The sequence below is a fragment of the Kitasatospora sp. NPDC091257 genome (assembly GCF_044757675.1).
GTDB lineage: Bacteria > Actinomycetota > Actinomycetes > Streptomycetales > Streptomycetaceae > Kitasatospora > Kitasatospora lactacystinica.
In genome coordinates this window covers 1-16,592 of the sequence record NZ_JBIVVI010000047.1, presented here as the reverse complement: position 1 = coordinate 16,592, position 16,592 = coordinate 1, and the positions used below count along the sequence as shown (strand labels likewise).

At 70.7% G+C, this 16,592-nt stretch carries 18 protein-coding genes and 1 tRNA gene; 7 read left to right on the top strand and 12 right to left on the bottom strand.

What is annotated here, in order from left to right; genetic code table 11:
- Window positions 1–252: hypothetical protein (locus ACIQOV_RS03980; protein WP_401044586.1), on the top strand; the 252-nt coding region annotated here is incomplete at its 5' end.
- A gap of 62 nt (window positions 253–314) precedes the next feature.
- On the opposite strand, the gene ACIQOV_RS03975 is transcribed toward ACIQOV_RS03980, so the two are convergent.
- The 9 genes from ACIQOV_RS03975 to ACIQOV_RS03935 all read right to left on the bottom strand — a co-directional run bounded on the left by ACIQOV_RS03975 (window position 315) and on the right by ACIQOV_RS03935 (window position 7,259).
- Window positions 315–746 (bottom strand): hypothetical protein, encoded by a 432-nt coding sequence (locus ACIQOV_RS03975; protein WP_401044583.1) that lies wholly within the window; start codon window positions 744–746, stop codon window positions 315–317.
- A 360-nt stretch (window positions 747–1,106) separates the two neighbouring features.
- Entirely contained in the window at window positions 1,107–1,610 is a 504-nt protein-coding gene (locus tag ACIQOV_RS03970) for a hypothetical protein (RefSeq protein WP_401044580.1), read from the bottom strand.
- Between the two features lie 14 nt (window positions 1,611–1,624).
- Window positions 1,625–2,095: a hypothetical protein gene (locus ACIQOV_RS03965; protein ID WP_401044577.1), complete on the bottom strand. Its 471-nt coding sequence runs from the start codon at window positions 2,093–2,095 to the stop codon at window positions 1,625–1,627.
- The gene (locus ACIQOV_RS03960) at window positions 2,092–2,673 is read right to left on the bottom strand and encodes an ATP-binding protein (RefSeq protein ID WP_401044574.1); all 582 of its coding nucleotides are present in this window, start codon (window positions 2,671–2,673) and stop codon (window positions 2,092–2,094) included. Before ACIQOV_RS03960 ends, ACIQOV_RS03965 begins: the two co-directional genes overlap by 4 nt.
- 100 nt (window positions 2,674–2,773) lie before the next feature.
- Window positions 2,774–3,154 carry a hypothetical protein gene (locus ACIQOV_RS03955; RefSeq protein ID WP_401044571.1) on the bottom strand — a complete coding sequence of 127 codons (381 nt, stop codon included), beginning with the start codon at window positions 3,152–3,154 and terminating at the stop codon, window positions 2,774–2,776.
- Between the two features lie 201 nt (window positions 3,155–3,355).
- Entirely contained in the window at window positions 3,356–4,003 is a 648-nt protein-coding gene (locus ACIQOV_RS03950; protein ID WP_401044569.1) for an HAD-IA family hydrolase, read from the bottom strand.
- A gap of 16 nt (window positions 4,004–4,019) precedes the next feature.
- Window positions 4,020–5,375: a helix-turn-helix domain-containing protein gene (locus ACIQOV_RS03945; protein ID WP_401044566.1), complete on the bottom strand. Its 1,356-nt coding sequence runs from the start codon at window positions 5,373–5,375 to the stop codon at window positions 4,020–4,022.
- 127 nt (window positions 5,376–5,502) lie between these two features.
- On the bottom strand, window positions 5,503–5,949 hold the full coding sequence (locus ACIQOV_RS03940; protein WP_401044564.1) for a hypothetical protein: 447 nt from the start codon (window positions 5,947–5,949) through the stop codon (window positions 5,503–5,505).
- On the bottom strand, window positions 5,949–7,259 hold the full coding sequence (locus tag ACIQOV_RS03935) for a phage major capsid protein (protein ID WP_401044561.1): 1,311 nt from the start codon (window positions 7,257–7,259) through the stop codon (window positions 5,949–5,951). Before ACIQOV_RS03935 ends, ACIQOV_RS03940 begins: the two co-directional genes overlap by 1 nt.
- Window positions 7,260–7,566: 307 nt before the next feature.
- On the opposite strand from ACIQOV_RS03935, the gene ACIQOV_RS03930 reads away from it, so the two are divergent.
- Window positions 7,567–8,268: a hypothetical protein gene (locus ACIQOV_RS03930; protein WP_401044558.1), complete on the top strand. Its 702-nt coding sequence runs from the start codon at window positions 7,567–7,569 to the stop codon at window positions 8,266–8,268.
- A 175-nt stretch (window positions 8,269–8,443) separates the two neighbouring features.
- A complete protein-coding gene (locus ACIQOV_RS03925; protein ID WP_401044588.1) occupies window positions 8,444–9,565 on the top strand; it encodes an IS30 family transposase in 1,122 nt (373 codons plus the stop codon).
- 66 nt (window positions 9,566–9,631) lie between these two features.
- Here ACIQOV_RS03925 and ACIQOV_RS03920 read toward each other — a convergent pair.
- From ACIQOV_RS03920 to ACIQOV_RS03910, 3 genes are all read right to left on the bottom strand, one after another.
- A tRNA-Met gene (locus tag ACIQOV_RS03920) sits at window positions 9,632–9,708 on the bottom strand.
- A gap of 345 nt (window positions 9,709–10,053) precedes the next feature.
- Window positions 10,054–10,287 carry a DUF397 domain-containing protein gene (locus ACIQOV_RS03915; RefSeq protein ID WP_401044555.1) on the bottom strand — a complete coding sequence of 78 codons (234 nt, stop codon included), beginning with the start codon at window positions 10,285–10,287 and terminating at the stop codon, window positions 10,054–10,056.
- Entirely contained in the window at window positions 10,268–11,131 is an 864-nt protein-coding gene (locus ACIQOV_RS03910; RefSeq protein ID WP_401044552.1) for a helix-turn-helix domain-containing protein, read from the bottom strand. The genes ACIQOV_RS03915 and ACIQOV_RS03910 overlap by 20 nt, the downstream gene beginning before the upstream one ends.
- Window positions 11,132–11,536: 405 nt before the next feature.
- Here ACIQOV_RS03910 and gntD point away from each other — a divergent pair, with 405 nt between their 5' ends.
- The 4 genes from gntD to ACIQOV_RS03890 form a co-directional block, all read left to right on the top strand.
- A complete protein-coding gene (gntD, locus tag ACIQOV_RS03905; RefSeq protein ID WP_401044549.1) occupies window positions 11,537–12,526 on the top strand; it encodes a guanitoxin biosynthesis L-enduracididine beta-hydroxylase GntD in 990 nt (329 codons plus the stop codon).
- An 11-nt stretch (window positions 12,527–12,537) separates the two neighbouring features.
- Window positions 12,538–13,653, top strand: coding sequence for a capreomycidine synthase (vioD, locus tag ACIQOV_RS03900; RefSeq protein ID WP_401044546.1), 1,116 nt, complete (start codon window positions 12,538–12,540; stop codon window positions 13,651–13,653).
- Window positions 13,650–15,476: an AMP-binding protein gene (locus ACIQOV_RS03895; RefSeq protein WP_401044543.1), complete on the top strand. Its 1,827-nt coding sequence runs from the start codon at window positions 13,650–13,652 to the stop codon at window positions 15,474–15,476. Before vioD ends, ACIQOV_RS03895 begins: the two co-directional genes overlap by 4 nt.
- A partial coding sequence (locus ACIQOV_RS03890) for a polyketide synthase (RefSeq protein ID WP_401044540.1) occupies window positions 15,473–16,592 on the top strand: 1,120 nt, incomplete at its 3' end. The genes ACIQOV_RS03895 and ACIQOV_RS03890, both read left to right, overlap by 4 nt.

The window sequence follows — 16,592 nt, the reverse complement described above, 5'->3', positions numbered from 1 at the left end:
GGGGTGGAGCTGGCAGAGGCCCACTACGCCCGGGTCGTCCTGACGCTGCGTTCGACCGCAATGGCCCTGCGCTCCACCGCCGAGGCATGGCCCGATCGAGCAGCACCGCACGTCCGCGCGCAGTTGGAGAAGGTGCTCGCCGAACGCGCCGACCGCTGCCGACGGCTGCTGCGCATCCGGCCGGTGGAGCTGCGCCGCTTGGTGGCGGTGCAGGCCTGCGCCGCGCTGGCGGCCGCCGCCCTCACCCGGTAGACCTCGGTACCCGCACGCGGCCCCTTCGCTCTGCGGTGCGGGCCGGTGCGGCCGGGTGCGATTCACGAGGCGCCTGCGGCCGCGCAGACCGGGCACGGCGGGAAGGTGGCCTTCAGAACCGCGGGCACCACCCCGTGGAGCCGGTAGACGGCTGCTGCGTTCCACGAGGCGCGCATCCGGCCCCGGACGACCTCCACGTGCTTGGCGACCGTGTGCTTCGAGATGTTCCTGCTATTGGCGATCACCGTGCGGGCGTCGCCCTCCGCCAGGGCCTGGAACGAGGTCAACGCGGTGACGGAGATCGGCGCCCGCAGCACGCCCCGGGGCGGGACCAGCAGTCCCGTCCGACAAGCGATATCGATGGTCTGCGGCGTGGTCCTCGCCCCCAGCTTCTGCCGCAGGTTGCTGATGCGATTGCGCACGGCACGGAAAGAGGCGCCGGTGCGCGCCTCGATCTGCACAGCGGTGACGTCAGCGGCGAACAGCGCCAACACCGCACACTCTTCCGGCGTGAGGGTGCGGTAGTGCCCGCACGGGCGCACCCTCGGCTCCTGGACCACCGGCACCCGGTGGGGGGCGGGCGCCCGAGGAGGCGGATGGACAGCTTCGGCCGACGTGCGGCGCATCAGGGTCGTGCCTTTCCGGCCTGCCACACTGCGCAGGCGCTCGATCGTTGGTGGGCTGGGGCTGACCATCCCCAGGGGGCGCAGCGGCACCACCCTGCGCGCGCCCGCGCCTGGGGACGGTCAGCGTGGGATCGGCCGTCGCCGATCCGTTCTGGCCGGGCCGTCCTGCGGGAGTGAAACGGCCCGGCCAGGGGCCCGCTACGCCCGGACAGCTGGGCGTAGCGGGGTTCAGGGGTGGCCGTGGCGCAGGCGGGCGCCAGCGCGCCGCAGGGCCACGGCCAGGTCTGCGGGGTCGGTCGGTCTTCGCTCGCCGTCCGGGAGGACGAGCCAGCTCCTTCCGCCGAGCCGTTGCATGCCGGGGGCAGGCATCGCGACCGACAGGGGGTCGCGTTCGTATGCAGGGCGGCCGATCAGCCGGGTCTGCGGCATGTCCCATTGCGTGGCCGCACGGGTCGTGACCAGGAACTCGATGCACTGGTCGGCGCGGTTGTGCAGGACCGGGCCGACCGGTACGTCGGCCTGCCACAGGTCCGCCAACGCGGCCCGGCCCGTCTGCACGTCGCTGACCCGTACGACGTTGAAGAGGTCGCCGGTCTCGATGTCCGCGAGCCTGCCCGCCTTCCACTGATCCATGGCCCATGCCGGCTGCCGGTTTGCGGAGGCGAGCCAGGTCGCGCCGAGGTTGAAGTTCGGGGCGGCCACTCGGAGCCGGCCGCGTCGCGTGTACATCATGAGGGTCGTTCCCGTCAGACCGAGCAGAGCACGTCTTGGATCGCAGGCCCGGTCTCGACGGGAGCGGCCCGGGTGGCGTTGATGATGTAGACGACGTTGCCGTGGGTGATCGTGATGGCGTGCGGGCGGCCCTTGCCGAGGTCGTCGGCGGCCCGTCCCTCGGCGGACGGGGCGTCCAGCCACAGCAGCTGCTCGTCGCCCTCCGACAGGCCGAGGTCGACGACGAGCGCCTCGACGCGCTCGCGCAACACCCTGACGGCCAGCCGGACACTGTCCGCACCGCCGCTCCAGAGCGTGATCGGCTGCCCCCACCGGTAGTACGCGGTGACCGTGCACCAGAACTGCGCAGGCGGCGTCCAGGGGCGCTCCCGGAGGAAGACGTTCTGGTCGGTCACGTGGTGGCGCTGCGGTGCGGCATTCCTCGGACGACGCGGTGCGGGCCGCGGGCGCGAGTTGTTGAAGAAGGCGCGGAACAGGGATCTCATGCAGCGCTCCGGAGATGGCGGCTCAGCGCAAAGCCCTGCCGCGGGCGCACGGACAGGTCCAGACCCACCAGGTCGGTGAGAACGGCCGGGGGCGGCTGGATCGTGTTGGAGGGCACAGCGATCGCCTTGTGGGCGGGGGCTGCGACCGGGCCGACGGTCACCTCGAACCATACGATCTTGGCGCGGGGCAGTTCCCCCGAGTCGCACGGGTCCGGGTACCAGTCGAGGGCTTCGGCGAGCACGCTGAGGACGGCGAGCCCGCGACCGCCGCACGCCTCGGTGCCGGCGTAGATGATCTGGGGCATCGTCGGGGAGGGGTCGGCCACCCAGACACGCACGCGACCGTTGTCGTACGCCTCGACGCCGTAGCTGATCCGCAGGTCAGGGCTTGTCGAGTCGCCGCCGCAGCCGTAGGTGACGGCGTTGCTGAGCAGTTCGGTGAGACCGAACTGCACGTCGGCTTCGGTCGTCTCGTCGAACTCGACCTTGAGGTCACGCAGGTCCCGGATGATCTGCCGCCGGGCCGTGCCGATCGCCGCGTATCTGGCGGCGATCTTGCGAGTTTCGGTTGTGCGCATGACAGTTCCTCCGGGGCAGTGCACAACGGATAGAAGCTGGTGCCTGGAGTGCGGGAAAGCTGCGCCTGCGGGTCGCCGCCTGACGGGCCGACGGTCCGTCTCAGCGGGTTCCGCCGCCTTCGTGGCGCCTGGCTCCGCGTATGCCTCGCGCTATCGGGCGAGGTCCGGTTGAGGGCGCGGGGCTTGGGCGCGGGACGCCTCCGTAGAGCAGTTGACCCGGGGTGTCGAGCGCACCCGCAGCAAGGAAGAGACCGCGGTCGGAGAGCAGCGTCGTCAACCGGTCCCACTCCTCGATGCTGTCCGCCACCATCGACCGGGTCCAGGTGACGACGCCTTGAGCCGTCCCGCTCGACAGCGCCGCCGAGAGCTCCAGCCAGCCGCATCGCTCGCTCAGCGAGATCAGCGGCACGGAGTCGGCGAAGGAGCCGGCAACCACCCACTCCCGGGCGTCGGCGTACTGGCGGCATCGTTCCGCGAGCACGCCATCCGGATCTCCTGCAGCGGAGGCGATGTAGAGCGCCACCGGGACTCGGCCCGGTGATCGAGGTACTTCCGAAGGCATGCCACCAATGTCGTTCAGCAGCGCCTTCTGGTGAACCTGCGGTGGATACGACTTCGCGAAGTCGCATGAGGGTGAACTCGTACGGTGCGTGCGAGTTCACTCACTGCACGTCAACTAGCCTTATGCGGTGACGCCTTCCGGTTCACCGGCGAGGCCGGGCCCGAAGTCCAGGTCGAAGAGCTGAGCTACTCGTCGGGCCGTGTCCGGTCCGGTCGCGTGAACGGTCGTAATCCCCAGCGATTCAGCGGGAGCCAGGTTGGCGTGATGGTCGTCCACGAAGACGCACGAGGAGCCCGGGAGGCCCATGTGGTCCAAGGTGCGCTGGTAGATCGCCGGGGCAGGCTTGGCTATGCCCTCTTCGCCGCTGATCACCTGGATATCGAACAGGTCCCACACACCCGTGACCACGTACGGGTTGTACGGGTCGAGGCCGTAGGAATTGGACAGCATGGCCACGACGACCCCCGCTCGCCGGGCGGCATGGACGAGGTCCACCATGGAGGGAACCGCTCTGACCCCGGAGTGCACCCGACCCATCAAGTTGTCCGGGGCGACGCCGAGGATGGCCGCGGTTTCGCGGTTCCACACCTCCTGGGACATTCGGCCGAGCTCCAGTTCCACGTACAGCGCGCGGCCGACCGGATCGTCTTCCAAGGTGCTGCGCCAGGTGTCGGCTGGTAGCCCTTCCTGAGCACACCACGCCCGGGACGACTGGCTGATGGGGGTGCTCATCACTCCCGCGAAGTCGAGAATCAGGCCGCGGTACAAGCTGTTCTCCCGAGGGTCAGGTGAGGCGGACGGTCGGAGACGTCCCGAGGATCTGGGACAGCTTCCGCAGCCGGCTGGTACTGGCGTGACCGGCCCTCTGGATGATGACACCTGGAATCGCCTGGTGCCGTGCCCACTCCGGGTGTCCGGAGCACACCTCCAGCAGGGTGTCCAAGGAGGTGTCCCACTGCCGGGCATCGCACTGCGCCAATGCGATGTCCAACATCATCCTGTTGTGGGCGGCTTGGGTGAGCCCGCTCGGGTCGAACCGTCCGGCGACTTCCAGTGCGCGTCCTGCGTTGCCGAGCGCGACGTTGACCCCCACCGCTTGGGCCCCGGCGTACGACGGCCCGAACTGCATGCCGTTGGAGAAGACGTCGCGTCCGAGCCTGGCGGCAACCGCGTGGGCTTGGGACATCAGGTCGGAGGTCCGTGAGGAATCGCCGAGGCGCGACGCCGCGACCGCTGCGAAGACGATGTTCTTGCCGTAGGCGGCGAGCAGGGCTCCGGCCTGCTCGGAGAACGTAGGCTCGTATCGCGCCGCAGCCGCTTCAGACTCCCGCAGCGCCTGCTCCACCCGGTTGTCCCGCAGGAGAACTCGGGCACGGGCGGACCCGAGCATCGAGACGCGTACCGGGTCGGCCGCGAGTTCGGAGTACCGCATGGCATGGCCGACCGCCGCGTACGCGAGATCCCGAGCACCCAGGAAGTTCGCGATCAGGCCAGCCGCACGGTATGCGTCCGACAGAAGCGCAGCCGCTGCTGCTTCCTGGCCGGCAGGGGCGTTCTTGGCGTAGAGGGCGACCGAGCGCAGGAACGGTGCGACCAGGACCCCGGCGTCCGTGTAAGCGCCCCGCCAGTAGACCCGCCACATACGCGAGGCGGCTTCCGCCAGGTCGGCCGGGCCGGGCGCAGCGTCCTCGGCGGGGTCAAAGAGAATGCCTGCCGCCGTGTCGTGGACGGCTCGGGAGAGCTCACGCAGCATCGCTCGATCATCGGTGGTCATTCCGCGTCGTGGTGCCTGCTGGCCGAGGATCACCGACACGTCGCTGTGCAGGCCCTCGGCCACCTTGAGCAAGGTCGGCAGCGTGACGTTCCCGCCCTGCTCCAGCTTGCGCAGGGTGTGCAGCGAGACGCCACTCGCGTTGGCGACGTCCTCCTGAGTCCGCGTGCCGCGAAGCAGTTTGACGCGCTCGCCGTTCGTGTATTCCGACCACTGGCTCATGCCGCCGCCCTCCCTGTTGTCTTCCTCCGGGACGGTACCTTTCTCCGGCGCCTGGTGAGCGGTGTTTCGTCCCAAGAAGGCGCCACCCGGGCCAGCATTTGACGTCTCATCATCTGCGATGCAGCAGCCCGGCAGTCCGTTGCTCACCAGCTTCACCGCCCTGCGTGCGGCGCGGTCGTGGGCGCGATCGGCCCGGCTCTGCAGCTGTGCACCAGGGCGGGCGACGCCAGGAGCCCGCCCCCGGCAGCAGGGGCGGGCTCCTGGCTCGTTGCGGCTACTCCCAGCCGAGCGCCAGCCGAAGGCGCTCGAACTCATCGCGGGGAACCGACTGCGTCGGCACGTACAGCAGCTGCGTGACCGTCCGGCTGGTTCCGGGGTAGGTCCGGGACTGGTAGATCCGCAACCGCGCGACGACGACGGTCTGCTCGGGGCGGGTGAGGTCGAACAGCTGCTCCAGGTCGTGGGGCAGCGGGGCGCCGTCCTCGTCCACCAGCTCGACGTGGCCTGTGGCCAGGGGCTGGTGGGCGGTGATCCCCGGGGTGGTCACATCGGGCTGGCTCGGCTCCGGTGCAGCCGTGCGACTGGGCGGCGGGTCGAGCGGCGCGGCGGCCGATAGTTCGGCCGGCGGGGGCTCCTGGTTCTCGCCCGCCAGGTCGGCGGTCTCCTTCGCCGCAGGCGCGGTTTCTGCGGTCGCCTTCGCGATGGGCTTGCGGGCGGCCATCAGTGCGCCTTGAAGGTGCCGTAGACGAAGGACTCGGGGCGCGGGACCTCGAGGCCGATGCGCTCGGAGCCGCGCATGGTGATGACGCCGCGTTCGAAGTTGTCGCGGTTCTCGGTCGAGACCTGGACGCTGACCTGCTCGCGATCGTACAAGCGCGCGCCGAGGCCGAAGCTGCCGAGGAGGAACTTGCCCTGGTTGATCGCCATGGAGTCGACCACCGCGAGCCTCCAGACGACCTTCTGCGCGCCGATCGCGACGTTCACGGCGACCCGGTACGCGCCCTGGCCGTCGGTCTCCAGCTCCAAGTCCTCGAAGTCGAACGGGTGCAGAACGATCCCGGTCGGCGGGAAGTACGCGAGGAACGCCCTCGTCGCGGCGCGGCGGATCGCGGCGGACTGCTTGTCCGGATCGACCTGCGCATACGTCTGGACGCCCGCCGTGTTGACGATGCCGGTGATCTTCTCGTCGCCGCCGACGCCGTACAGGATCTCGTTGTCCTCGGTCATCTTCACGCCGTCGACGAGTTCGCTGTCGATGATGTCGCGCAGCCGCGGCTCGTCGGCGAGCGTGTTCTTGTGGACCGGCATGGTGTGCGCGATCTCGGCGACCGGGTAGGTGACCGTCTTGAACGTCAGCTCGGACTGGGGGGCGCGCGCGTACACCTCGACGGCCGCGCCGCCGCCGGGTGGCACCTCCATGGCCCGCTCGGGGACGATCGCCGCCGCGTTGGTGAAGCCGGTGACGCGCACGCCGTAGAGCAGGTTCGCGGTGGTGGACTGGGAGGGAAACAGGTCCCGGATGCGGCCGGGCCGCACGGCACGCGGAACGATGTCCAGGTGCTCGGGGGTGCCGAAACCGAGGACGCTGGCGGTGCCGGCGCTCCTGCTGAAGATGTCCTTGCGGCCGAGTTGGTCCAGGCCGGTGCCGTCGATGGTCACGATCTGGTCGAACGAACCGCGGAACTCAGTGGCCTTGAGTGCCTTGAACTCGTCGGAGGCGAGGAACTGCTGGCCGAGCGACTTGGCCTGGTTGCCAAACCGGGCCGCGAGAGCGGCGTCGTGCGGCGCGAAGGGCTGCGAGGCGGGCTCGTTGAGGAAGGTCTCGATGGCCGACGCGCCCTCGAGGTCGGTGATCAGCTGCTTGATCTCCTGCGCCTCGGCCAGGGTCTTGCGGAAGGCGGCCGCCTTCTCCACCGAGACGGTGACACCGCCGTCCTCGACGATGAAGGACTGGCTGATGCCGTCCAGTTCGGCGGCCTTGGCGCGCAGCGCGCCGTTGAGCTCCTTGAGCCGAGACTTGTCGGTGGGCACGGTGTGGCTCCTTGGGATGTTGCCGGGCCACCCCGCCAGCGCGGGACGGAGGGGATCCAGCCGTGGGCCCGGTCAGCACCGGGTCGGCACGGCGATCGGCACACCGTAGGAAGGGCTGATCGTTAGTGTCGCGTCGAGCACCAAGGCGTATGTCCGGCGCCGCCGAACGTCCAGCCATCTTCTTTCAAGTCGCCCTTCTGCCAGTCGATTTGGCTGTGCCCATGCCTGTGCGCCGTGGGTGAGTGTGGTGGTGTCCGGCAGAGTGCCAGACACCCGGCTCCCGCCGGCCATTGCGTTGGAGACACGCATGTACCCCTTCCCCAAGCCCCAACTGCAGCTCCTGGACGCCGCCTCGTTCCCACCGGCCGACCTCGACCGCGAGGCGAAGCCGCCGCTGACCGTCGACGGGACGGCGTTCCAGGTCGTTCGGACCTCCGCCGGGTGGGCTCTGCGGATCAGCTCCTCCTCCTCGGTCGAGCTGTACGGGCCGTCGGACAGCTCCGAGCAAGCGGAGGAGTGGCTGCACCGGTACGCGGCATGGCGCCTGTGGCCGTTGACCCGCACCCGCGGGCCCTGGGGCTGCCTGGTCAAGGCTCCGGAGGGTTGGATGACCGCGCTGGCGCGCACGGCCCTGCCCCCGACCGCCCAGCCGCACCTTGGCGTGCAGGACGCGGAGGTGCACGCCGCCGGTCACCTGATCACCCCGGCCGCGTGGTCGGCTGTGCACGACACCAGCCTGCCGTCGGGGATCTGGGCGATCGAGACACAGTTCTGGGTACGGGAGGGCTACCGGGTACTGGCGACGTGGGCCACGGCCGATCTGGGAACGATCACCCGCGACGCCTACCGGAACCAGGAGCTCGGGCGCGGCAGCTACTCGCCGACCAACCTGGCGGAGCGGCTCGGCGTCTCGCAGGCGGCAATCTCCAGCGCCGCGTCCGGGACCGGCTGGAATCCCCCGGTCAGCAGGGAGACCGGCGTGCTGGCGAGCCGGAAGCAGCGCCAGTAGATGTCGAGGAACGCTGAAGGGGCGCCGGACGATCCTTGGGTTCTAGGAGTCGTTGCAACACCCCAGTTCAGGGGATGCGATGGACTTCGAGATCCGCAAGGACCGGACGAAGCCTCAGGGCCGAAAGAAGCTGACCAGGGAACGGGAGGCATACTCCCGGCTCATGCAGCAGGGCGTGAGCAACCGGGAAGCGTGCCGGATCGTCGGGATCGACGAGCGGACCGGCCAGAAGTGGCGCAACGGACGCCACGCGTACGGAAACCGGAAGGCGCTGCCACCGATCAACGCGGTGGCAGCGCCTTCCGGGCCGTCCCGGTACTTGTGCGAGGACGACCGCATCCACATCGCGGACCGGTTGCGGGAGAAGGCCACGATCCGCGCGATCGCCGCCGAGCTGGGCCGCAGCCCGTCCACGGTCAGCCGGGAGGTCCAGCGCAACCGGCACCCCGGGAGCGGGGCCTACCGCCCGCACGCGGCCCAGGCCCGGGCGGAGGCCCGCCGGCCCCGCCCCAAGCCCCGCAAGATCCTTGCGAACCGTGAGCTACGCGAGGCCGTCCAGGCGATGCTGGACGAGAAGTGGAGCCCGGAGCAGATCTGCCACGCTCTTCGGGCACAGTTCCCCGACCGGCCGGAGATGCACGTGGTTCCCGAGACCATCTACCAGGCGCTCTACGTCCAGGGCCGAGGCGAACTGCGGCGCGAGCTGGCCGGCGCCCTGCGCAGCGGCCGGGCCCGCCGCAGGCCCCAGCGGCAGGCCACCTGCCGCCAGCAGCGCTTCACCACGCCGATGGTGATGATCAGCGAACGCCCCGCGGAAGCCGAGGACCGGGCAGTGCCCGGTCATTGGGAGGGCGATCTGATCATCGGCAAGGACGGGAAGTCCGCGATCGGCACGCTGGTCGAACGCGCGACTCGCTACGTGATGCTCCTGCACCTGCCCGGCGATCACGGAGCCGAGGCCGTCCTCGGTGCCCTGACGGCCACCGTCCGGACCCTGCCCGCACACCTCAAGCAGTCGCTGACCTGGGACCAGGGCAGCGAGATGGCCCGGCACGGCGAGTTCACCCTCGCCACCGACATCCCCGTCTACTTCTGCGACCCGGCCAGTCCCTGGCAGCGCGGCTCGAACGAGAACACCAACGGTCTGCTGCGGCAGTACTTCCCCAAGGGCACCGACCTGTCCGCCCACAGCCCGGAGCAACTCGTCGCCGTTGCCGACCAGCTCAACCGCCGCCCACGCAAAACGCTCGGCTGGGAAACCCCAGCCGAGCGCCTGCGTAAACTCATCGCGGCCTGATCAAACCGACCACGTGTTGCGACGACCGCTAGAAACCGCCGTCTGTGTCCGCCCCTTCAGCGTTACTGGTAGCGGGGACAGGATTTGAACCTGCGACCTCTGGGTTATGAGCCCAGCGAGCTACCGAGCTGCTCCACCCCGCGTCGGTGGTCCCGACTGTACGGCACCAGCCGGTGATCACAAACTCGGCTCCGGGCAGCCGACGGCGGTGAGCACAGCAGCGAGGTGCTGGACGGTGCCCCGGCGTCCGCGCTGGCGGCGCCGAGTCGCGGCGGATGCTGGCAGCCCACCTGTCGGCTTCGCGGCCTCGCGCAGCGAACACTGGAGGAACGCGAGAGCTGCGCCACGCGCTTCGGCCCGCGTCTTCCCGGCGTTCGACCTTGGTATCCGCGTTCCCCACGTGCTATGGCCGGTCGGTCTGGGAGGATGGCTGGCGGGCCGGCCCCAATTCGTCTGGGGCCGGCCCCGCGGGAGCCCGATCGGCGAAGTCAGGCGAGGTGGTCGAAGCAGCCTGCCTTCGCGCCGAGGAGCAGGGCGCCGATCTCACCGCGGGTGTAGATGAGCGGGGCCTGTTCGGGCCGCTTCGAGTCGCGGATGGCTACGAGGTCATCTCCGATCTGGCCGAACTCCACGCAGTTGTTGTTGCCGCCGCTGAACGGGCTCTTCTCCCATGTCACGGTGGAGAAGTCGATCTTGGCGGGGTCAGGCTTCGCGGTGGTCACTGGGGCGAAACTCCTTGATCATTTCGGTGATGCGGGTACGGGTCTCCGGCGGGCCGAGGGCTCGGGCGCGCACGTGGTCGAAGACCTCGTCGTAGCGTTCCACGTCTTCTGGAGCCTCGAGACACACCGACTTGGTCAGGTTCTCCACCCAGACGACGGCCGGGGTGGCGGCGAATTCCATGGCCATGAAGCTGCCATAGCCAGCCGGATGGAGGCCGATGTCGAAGGGCAGGATCTGCACCACGATGTTGGGCCGCAGGGACATCTCCCGCAGGTGGCGGAGCTGGCCCTCCAGGAGTGCTGGCGTGCCCCGCAGACGCCGGAGCGCCGCTTCGTCGATTACGGCCCACAGCTTTGGGGCCTGGTCCGACGTGAGCAGCTCCTGGCGCCGCATGCGGACCTCCACGAGATCCTCGATGCCCCTGGCGTCAAGGTCGACCCGCATGGCGCTGATGACGGCGCGAGCGTAGGCCTCGGTCTGCAACAGTCCCGGGATGATCTGCGCCTCGTAGGAGTGGAGGCTGGTCGCGCTGGACTCCAACGCCACGTAGCCCGAGTACTGGGTCGGGGCCATCAGAGCCGAGTACTTGCGCCACCACGAGTTGCGTTGGGCGTTGTCGGCGCGCACCAGGTCCAACAGGTCCTCGCGGACCTCGGGATCGGTGACGCCGTAATGGTCGAGCAATGCCTTGAGAAGGACTGGGGTCGTGCCGCGCTGGCCGGTCTCGATGCGGCTGAGGCTGCCCTGTGTGATCTCGACGGCCTCGGCGACCGCAGCCAGGGTCAGCCCAGGGATCGCCTCGCGCAGTGCTTTGAGCCGGGGCGCCAGTTGGCGTCGGTACACGGACTGGGGTGCTGGGGGCCTCTTCGCCATGGGCACAGTCTGACGGGGCGACTCGGCGCTGGGCAACGGATCTGAGGGATTGTCAGAGAGGCATATTGCCCAACTGCCTTTCGGAGGGGCATGCTGTGGGGGCGACAACGAGGAGTGAGCATTAGGTCACTCCTTATGACGTCGCGTGCTGCCGCGTTCCGTTGCACAGACGCCCGGATGCGCGCCTCCCCTGCCTCGACTCTGCCCGGCCCTCTGGCCGAAACCGTCGACACGTTCAGCCCGAGAAGTACCTGCACAGCCGCTGCCCCCGCGTTCCCGAGGCACCGTCCGGCAGCGCGCCGCACCTCCCGTCCCCGCTTGAGCCGCCGGCCCTCAGTCGAGCGGCCGTGGGCGCGATTCCTGAAGGAGCCACGCATGTTCGACCTGTCGCTGACCGATTCCGAGCGCGAGGAGATCTCCTCGCTGGTCGGGGACCTGAGCGGCCGGTACCTCAGCGCAGAGGTGCCCGAGCTGCTCGAGCGCGCGCCGGTGTTCGCCCGCGCGCTGCCGCACCGGGTCCAGGAGCACCTCAACCGGCTGCGCCGCCACGAGCCCGGCTACACCGTGATCCACGGCCACCACGTCGATGACGCCCAGGTCGGCCCCACCCCCGGGCACTGGAACGCGCTGCCCGACCCGTCCCCGACTCTGGCGCTGGACCTGACGCTCGTGCTCTACGCCGGGGTGCTCGGCGACGCGTTCGGCTGGGCCACCCAGCAGGACGGCCGGGTGATCCACGACGTCCTGCCGATCAAGGAGAACGAGGGCCAACAGCTCGGTACGGCAGCCGACGTCCTGCTGGACTGGCACACCGAGGACGCGTTCCACCCGCTGCGCCCGGACTTCCTCGCCCTGGCGTGCGTGCGCAACCCCACCGCCACGGCCACCACCGTCGCCGTCGTGGACGACCTGCAGCTGACCGAGGCGGACCGGCGAGTCCTGGGCGAGCCCCGGTTCCGCATCCTTCCGGACAACTCCCACCTGCCGGCCAACAACTCGGTTAGCGCCAGCGGTGACTTCCAGGGGATCGAGGCGATGTTCGCCGCCCCGCCCGCGGTCGCACTGCTGGAGGGCGACTACCTGCGCGCGGACCGCAGCTTCTGGGGGGTGATCGATCCGGCCGACACCGAGGCGCAGGCCACGCTGGAGCGCCTGACCGGCGAGATCGACCTGCGGCTGCGAAGCGTCGTGCTGGAGCCAGGCGACATCCTGATCGTCGACAACTTCAGGGCCGTCCACGGCCGGGTGCCGTTCGAGGCCCGCTACGACGGCACGGACCGCTGGCTCAAGCGCGTGCTGATCACCCGGGACCTGCGCAAGTCCCGCGCAGCCCGCCCGAGCCTGCTCGGCCAGGTGGTGGGCTGATGGGACCGCTGGTGGAACGTGCCGTTCTGGAGGACTTCCTACGCGAGCGGTACCACGAGGCCGACATCGACATCAGCTCCAGCGGTGTCGAGCCCTACACGATGGCCGAGTTGGGGGACCTGCTCGGGTTCGACCTGGCGGAGCTAGCCGCGGTGTCCCTGCGGGACTCGCAGTCGGCCGGCGACGACGAGCTGCGGGCGCTGATCGCCGCGCGCTACAGCCTCGGTGACGCCGGGCGGGTTCTGGTGGGCAACGGCTCGACGGAGGCTCAACTGCTCTGCCTGGCAGCGCTGCTGGAACCAGGGGACGAGGTCGTCGTCGTGGAGCCGGCGTACCACTCGCTGCTCGCCACAGTGCGGGCGCGCGGCTGCCGGGTGCGCCGATGGCGGCTGCGGCCGCAGGACGGGTTCCGCCCGGACCTGGAGGAGCTGCGCCACCTGGTCACGAGCACCACGAAGGCGGTGATCGTGAACTTCCCGCACAACCCCACCGGTGTCACCCTCACCGCGCAGGAGCTGGCCGAGCTGGTCGCGATCGTGGAGCGGCACAGCTGCTACCTGCTGTGGGACGGCGCGTTCGAGGATCTGGTGTTCGACGCTCCGGCGCTGGCGGCCCCGACGCACTACGAGCGGGCCCTGTGCTTCGGGACCATGTCGAAGGCGTTCGGCCTGCCGGGGCTGCGGGTGGGCTGGGGCATCGTGGCACCCGAGATCGTGCACGCCGCCGTAGGGGTGCGCGACTACACCACCCTCGCGCTCTCGCCACTGGTCGAATGGGTCGCGCGGCGGGCCCTGGAAGGAGCCGAGCAGCTGACCGGCCCGCGCATGCTGACCGCGGCCGCCAACAGGAGCGTGGTACGCGACTGGCTCGCCGCGCGCCCCGGCGAGGTGTCCTTCACCACGGGCGGGGCGGGTGTCCTCGTGTTCCCGCAGCTCACCCGCATCCCGGACACGATGGCGCTGTGCGAGCGGCTGATGCGCGAGTACCGGGTGCTGCTCGTGCCCGGCGAGTGCTTCGGCGTCCCCGGCCGTGTGCGGCTCGGCTTCGGCGGCACCACCGCCGACCTCGCCGCCGGCCTGGACGCCCTCTCCCACCTGCTGGACACCATGGCCGAGGAGGCCGCGTGAACGACACCGACGACACCTTCCCGGGCATGTGGCGGCGCAGCGTGGCCGCCAACCCCGGAGGTGTGGCGATCGACAGCCCGGCGACCGGGACCCACACCTACGGCGAGCTGCACTGCCAGGCCGAGTCCACGGCGGCACGGTTGCGCGCTGCCGGTATCGCACCGGGCGTCCTGGTGGGCGTCAGGACGTCGGACCGGCACGCGTTCTGCCGCGGCCTGCTGGCGGTGTGGCTGGCCGGCGCGGTGGCGGTGCCGCTGCACGCGGACGCTCCGCCGCTGTGGGTACGGGAGGTCTCCGAGCGGACCGGCTTGGCCGGTGTTCTGGTGGACGGTGAGGCGCCTGGCACCGTACGCCTTCAGGAGCCGCCGACCGCGGGTGCCCGGACCGTGCCGGGCGCGGCCTACGTCATGCACACCTCCGGGTCGACCGGGCGGCCCAAGGCGGTCGCGCTCTCCCATCGGGCGCTGGGCGCCTACTGCCGGGCGTTCGGCGCCGCTGTCGGCCTGAACGCGCAGGATCGGTTCCTCCAGCTGGCGCCGCCCAGCTTCGACGTGGTGTTCGAGGAGCTGCTGCCCGTGTGGTGTGCGGGCGGCACCGCGGTCCTGACCGGGGCGCAGCCCGATGACCCCGCCCAGCTGCTGCGCGAGCTGGAGCGCCGAGGCGTCACCGTCGCGGAACTGACCACCGTCTACTGGCAGTTGCTCGTGCGGCACCTGCGCGCCAACCCCCTGCCGCTCCCGGCGGCGCTGCGGCTGCTGCTCATGGGAGGGGAGCAGGCGTCGCCCGCGCTGATCGAGGAGTCCCTGGAGCGGGGCCTGCCGCTGGCGCACGTCTACGGGGTCACGGAGGCCGGCATCACCTCGACCATGCGGGTCTTCGACCGGCAGCGGCCGGTGGCCACCGACACGGTGGGTACCGCGCTGGGCAACAGCACCGTGCGGGTGGTCGGTGAGGACGGTGTGCCGCTCGACGCGGGCACGGTCGGAGAGGTGTGGATCGGCGGCGAGAGCCTGGCGGACGGCTACCTCGGTGACCCCGCCGCGACGGCCGCCCGGTTCGTCGAGGTCCCGGGCACCGGCCCGCTGCCGCCGGGGCGCTACTACCGCACCGGGGACTTGGGTCTGCTGGACACGGCGGGGCAACTGCGGCTGCTGGGCCGTATGGACGCGCAGGTCAAGGTGAACGGTGTGCGCGTGGACCTGACCGAGCTGGAACGCCACCTGGCGGCGAGCGAGGCGGTGGCCGAAGCGGCGGCCGTGGCCGTGCCCTGCGCGCCCGGAGGGGTGGCGCGCCTGGTGGCGTTCGTGGTCCCCGCGATCGGAGCGGATCCGACCAGCCTCGAGGCCGGGGTGCGGAACTGGCTGGCGGGGCGCGTGCCCGCGCACCTCGTCCCGCACCGCGTCGTGGCCCTGGACGCGCTTCCGGCGACCACGCACGGCAAGGTCGACCGACACCGCCTGCCCGAACTCTTGACCGTCACCGCATCCGACGTGCCGGACACGGTCTGGGCGACGCCGACACAGCACACCGTCGCCCAGGCGTGGCAGGGGGCACTGGGCCGTCCGCCTGTGGGCCCCGACGAGCGGTTCGCGGACGCGGGCGGAACCTCGCTCGACCTGCTCACGTGGACGGTCCGCCTGGGCGAGCTGGGCATCGACGTCACGGCGGCCGAGTGCCTGGACAACCCGACCGTGCGCGCACTCGCCGCCCACGTCGACGGCAAGACGGACGAGGCACCCGCTCAGCACGACCACAGCGCCCAGCGGAACGAGGCACGGGGCGTCCTGCGCCGGCGCCAGAACAGGGCGGAGGGCCGGTCATGACGCCGATCCCCGAGGACGCTATCGCGGTCGTGGGCATGGCCGCCCGCGTGCCCGGCGCTGACAGCGTTCAGGAGCTGTGGGACACCGTCCTCGCCCATCGCGCCAGCGTCACCCGCTCCACGGACGGCCCCCACCTCTACGCCCGGGGACAGCTGGGAGACGTCGAGCTGTTCGACCCTGCCTTCTTCGGCATGTCGCCGCGCGAGGCCCTGACCTGCGACCCGCAGCAGCGCCTCCTGCTGGAGTGTGCCTGGCAGGCCTTGGCTGACGCGGACGCCGGCCGCCCGCAGAACACCGCCGTCCGCGAGCGGACGGCGGTGTTCTGCGGCACCAACCACAGCGGCTACCGCGACCTGCTGGCCCGCTCCGGCCCGGTGAGCGCCCTGGAGTTCGAGGCCGGCACCGACAAGGATTTCGCCGCCACCAGGCTTGCCTACCGGCTCGGACTGCGGGGACCGTGCGTCGCCGTGCAGACGGCCTGTTCGTCCTCCCTGGTGGCGGTCCACCTGGCGTGCCAGGCCCTGCTGCTCCGCGAGGCCGATCAGGCGCTGGCCGGCGGAGCGTCCATCGTTCTGCCCAACTCCCCGGGCTGGCAGTACGAGAGCGCGTCGATCCACAGCGTCTCCGGCGTATGCCGACCCTTCGACGCCGCCGCCGACGGCACGGTGATGGGCGACGGTGCGGCCCTGGTGGCGCTGCGCCGCCTGGAGGACGCCGTGACCGACGGGTCGCGCATCTACGCGGTGATCCGCGGCTCGGCCGTCACCAACGACGGCGGGCGCTCGAACGGGTTCACCGCGCCGAGCGGGAGCGGACAGGCGGAGACCATCCGTACGGCACTGGCCCGCGCGGGCCTCGACTACGGACAGATCGGCTACGTCGAGACGCACGGCACCGGCACCGCTCTCGGCGACCAGGTGGAGCTCCAGGCACTCGCCGACGTGTTCGCCTCCCACCTCGATCCGGGGGGCGTGACACTGGGGTCCGCGAAGGGCGCGATCGGCCACCTGGACATCGCGGCCGGCGTCGTCGGCCTGATCCGCGCCAGCCTGGCCCTGCACCACGCCGTGCTGCCCGGCACGGTCAACCACAGCACGCCCTCCCCCGCCCTGGCCT

Bases quoted from the DNA above. Each gene is read 5' to 3' on its own strand.
- ACIQOV_RS03970 (WP_401044580.1), bottom strand. From the start codon at position 1,610: ATGATGTACACGCGACGCGGCCGGCTCCGAGTGGCCGCCCCGAACTTC.
- ACIQOV_RS03965 (WP_401044577.1), bottom strand. From the start codon at position 2,095: ATGAGATCCCTGTTCCGCGCCTTCTTCAACAACTCGCGCCCGCGGCCC.
- ACIQOV_RS03960 (WP_401044574.1), bottom strand. From the start codon at position 2,673: ATGCGCACAACCGAAACTCGCAAGATCGCCGCCAGATACGCGGCGATC.
- ACIQOV_RS03940 (WP_401044564.1), bottom strand. From the start codon at position 5,949: ATGGCCGCCCGCAAGCCCATCGCGAAGGCGACCGCAGAAACCGCGCCT.
- ACIQOV_RS03930 (WP_401044558.1), top strand. From the start codon at position 7,567: ATGTACCCCTTCCCCAAGCCCCAACTGCAGCTCCTGGACGCCGCCTCG.
- gntD (WP_401044549.1), top strand. From the start codon at position 11,537: ATGTTCGACCTGTCGCTGACCGATTCCGAGCGCGAGGAGATCTCCTCG.